We start from the raw sequence: 3,619 nt of genomic DNA, 5'->3' as shown, positions 1-3,619 counted from the left end.
AAGGGTGTCAGCTCTTGGTAAGGAAGATTATACCAATCTTGATTTTGGCGGCATTGTTGCTTTTTTTTCGCAACAATGCTGACAAAATCTCTTTCCTGTATGCCTCCTGAATTCCAATGAAAATCCCCCCTTGATAGAAATGTTTGTCCTATAATTGTAAATTGGCTTACCAAAGGAAAAAACCAATGAATTATATAAAAATTAGTAGTGCTATTGGGATTTTATTGTTTTTGTTTATTCAATTTATTCCCAACGCCTTTGCATGGGCAAGCCAAATTAATAAAAACGAGCTCACGATTTATGTAGCCCCTAATGGTGACGATAAAAACAAGGGCACAATGGACCAACCATTGGCAAGTCTTATTGGCGCTCGGGATTGGATTAGAAACCACAAAATGAACAATGGGTTTACCGGTCCGGTTACCGTGCTGATACGTGGAGGAGAATACCAGATGTCAGCTCCCTTTGAATTGTACCCTCAAGATGGAGGGTCGCAAGAAGCTCCCGTGGTCTATAAAGCCTATCAGGATGAAAACCCAATATTCAGTGGTGGTAAAACACTAACCGGATTTAAAGTAAATGCAAAAGGTGTATGGGAACTGGATGTGCCGGAAAGTCGCCTTTATAAATGGCGGTTTGACCAGTTGTATGTCAACGGAAAAAGGGCAACTTTGGCACGTACCCCCAATGAAGATTTTATGCATATAGGGGCAGTGAAGCAAAAATATTGGATCAAAGGTACAGGAAGGGTAGTAGAAAAAGCACAGCAAATCCACTCTTTTGATGAAGACAATTTCTCCTATCTTAAGGGGATTCAAGCGGATGAGTTGGAGAATGTTCGCTTTAGGGCCTACCATAAATGGGATTTCACCATGCGCCACATTGATAGATTGGACAGAGACAGTGCCCGGGTGTTTACTTCCGGTAAAGGAATGAAACCCTGGAACCCGATTAAGGAGGGAGGTAGGATTGTATTTGAAAATTTTGCTGCCGCTTTGGATGCAGCAGGAGAGTGGTATTTAAATCCTGAAGGTACCTTGTATTATATTCCTCGTCCCGGAGAGCAACCCGAGAATGCGGAAGTAGTCGCACCCCTGCTGGAAAACCTGGTAATGGTCAAAGGGGATGCTGCCAATGGGAAGCCCGTTGAACATGTCCGATTTGAAGGTCTTTCTTTTATGCATTGTCATTATGCGGTTCCTCCTACCGGTTCTGAACCCAATCAGGCGGCTGCATTGATCAATGCGGCAGTGATGCTAGAAGGTGCAAACCATGTTGATTTTGTAAATTGTGAGATTTCTAAAACCGGTCAACATGCCCTTTGGTATGGCAAAGCTTGCCATAATTCTACGGTCGAACGCAGTTATTTACATGATCTAGGTGGAGGAGGAATTTACCTTGGGGACTTCCGACCCCAAAAAGGTGAAAACCATACTTCCCATATAAAACTCCACAATAATATCTTACAGACCGGAGGTTTGGAATACCCCTCGGCAGTAGGCGTTTGGGTAGGCCATAGTTCTGACAATGAAATCAGCCACAACGATATAGGTAATTTTTATTATACCGGAATTTCAGTTGGCTGGGTTTGGGGATATGCTGAAAGCAAAGCCAAACGGAATAAAATCACCAATAACCATATCCACCATATAGGTTGGACCCTGCTTAGTGATATGGCAGCAGTTTATACCTTGGGGAAATCCGAAGGCACAGTGATCAGTAATAATATTGTTCACCATGTTCATGCCTACTCTTATGGTGGTTGGGGCTTGTATACAGATGAAGGTTCCTCTGATATAGTAATGGAAAATAACCTGGTTTACAGTACCAAAACCGGCGGTTTTCACCAACATTACGGGGCAAATAATACCATTCGAAATAATATTTTCGCCTATGCTAAAATGTACCAGGCCCAATGTACACGGGTGGAAGAGCACAGGTCTTTTGATTTTTTAAACAATATTATCGTCTTCGATGAAGGTGCGGTGTTGCAAGGTGCCTGGGAAAAGATTGACATTGCCATGGACCTTAATATGTACTGGAATACGGGAGGAGATGAATATGACTTCAACGGTAAAAGTTTTGCGGAATGGCAAAAGATAGGGCATGATAAAAATAGTGTGATCAGAGATCCTCGATTTGTTGATGCAGAAAATTTCAACTATAATTTTAAAAACAAGAGAGCTGTTAAGCGGATTGGTTTTGAGGTTTTTGACCTTGATAATATTGGTGTCTATGGAGAAGAATCTTGGGTACAAAAAGCCAAGCTGCCTTCAGCTATATTGGAAGCATTTGATGCGCAGGTAGCGAAGAATATGGAAAAGGAATAGAAAACCTTTAAATAATTGTAAGCAATATCAATTTCTAATCCTAGCTTATTCAATTGGAATGATGTTAAGCCATAGGGTTTCCTGACCATACTGTGGGAGTGTTGCAATCGCAAGAAAATCAGAATTTATGGGGGTGGCATTGCATCGTTTTGGTGTGATTGGAAACTGCAACAAAGTGGCTAATTTTGGAGTGTTTTCATCTAATAGGTTGTCGATTGCTTGTTTTAGGTTAAACAACCTATGTCTTATGGAAGGGTGTTGAATAAACTGAAATTAATTATTGAATTGAGCCCCTTCATCAACCCGGACCTACTTTATGGTCATAATGTGGGACAAGTTTTTTTACAAAAATTCCTTTTCGACCTCAGTCTATATAAAATAGTGTCGTGAAATTGAAAAATACCGGTTTATATTTGCGGGCTGTTTGCCATTAGCTTAATGTACTTACATTATCGTAAGTAGATTTTTAAAGGCTTCACTACTATTAAAAAACCTAACAATAACCCTTTTGTAATAATGCATTCAATACACTGTAAATCACTGTTTTTAATTTTAGCAACAATTTTTCTTGCCTCTTATTCTTTTATTCAAGAACCTGCCTTGTATTTAAGTGATGGGAATTACCGGTTAAAAGTGGAGCTTATCGGCATGAAAATGGAAATTCAGGACCGATTAGGGACAGTTAAGGTTCCTAAGGATCAAGAATCAGGACTTTTTCTCAATGGCCATCCTGTCATTTCGTCAGAGGTATTAAAAAGCAGTTCAAAAAGTGCAAAGCTAAAGGTGAGCTTGTCCAATGGAGCTTATGCACAGGTTGACTTGGTTTTTAAAGAAGGGCGAATTACTTTAAATGTGTCTCCCCAAAATGATAATATAAATACAACCTCTATAAGGTTTGGAGGGATGCCTGTGGCTTATGGTTTAGGGGATGCCGGAGGTTGGAACAAGACCTTTAACCTAGTTGCTGAAAATGAAAAACGCTTTCGGCTCATCAATGATGGCGCGCGAAATAGGTGGGTGAGCTCATTCTGTATCTTTCCGAAAAACGATTTTGCCGGCGTTTTCTTTTCTCAAGGGAAAAAATCGGTGACTTTGTCAACAAATTCCTATCACCAGGAAATAGAGGGCAAAGGGGCTTCATCCTTCTATCTTTTCGTTGGTAAAGTACCTGAGCTTTACAAGCATTATAAAAATGCCAGGGAGGACAATGGCTATTCAGAAGTAAAGCCAAAGTTTACTTTGTTTGAATTAGGCTGGGAATCCTGGGACGCTCTGGGATGGAATACCAA

2 protein-coding genes are annotated in these 3,619 nt (G+C 40.5%); both read left to right on the top strand.

Going from position 1 to position 3,619, the window contains the following annotated elements; all coding sequences use genetic code 11:
• Nucleotides 1-185: 185 nt before the first annotated feature.
• Nucleotides 186-2,330, top strand: a complete 2,145-nt coding sequence (locus AAC037_RS21660; protein ID WP_339905552.1) for a right-handed parallel beta-helix repeat-containing protein — start codon at nt 186-188, stop codon at nt 2,328-2,330.
• Nucleotides 2,331-2,846: 516 nt separating this feature from the next.
• On the top strand, nt 2,847-3,619 hold a 773-nt coding region (locus AAC037_RS21655; RefSeq protein ID WP_339905551.1), incomplete at its 3' end, for a hypothetical protein.

The sequence above is a fragment of the uncultured Cyclobacterium sp. genome, from assembly GCF_963976465.1.
Taxonomy (GTDB): domain Bacteria; phylum Bacteroidota; class Bacteroidia; order Cytophagales; family Cyclobacteriaceae; genus Cyclobacterium.
Note: the sequence above shows the minus strand (reverse complement) of the source record. Positions and strands in the feature narration are given on the sequence as shown.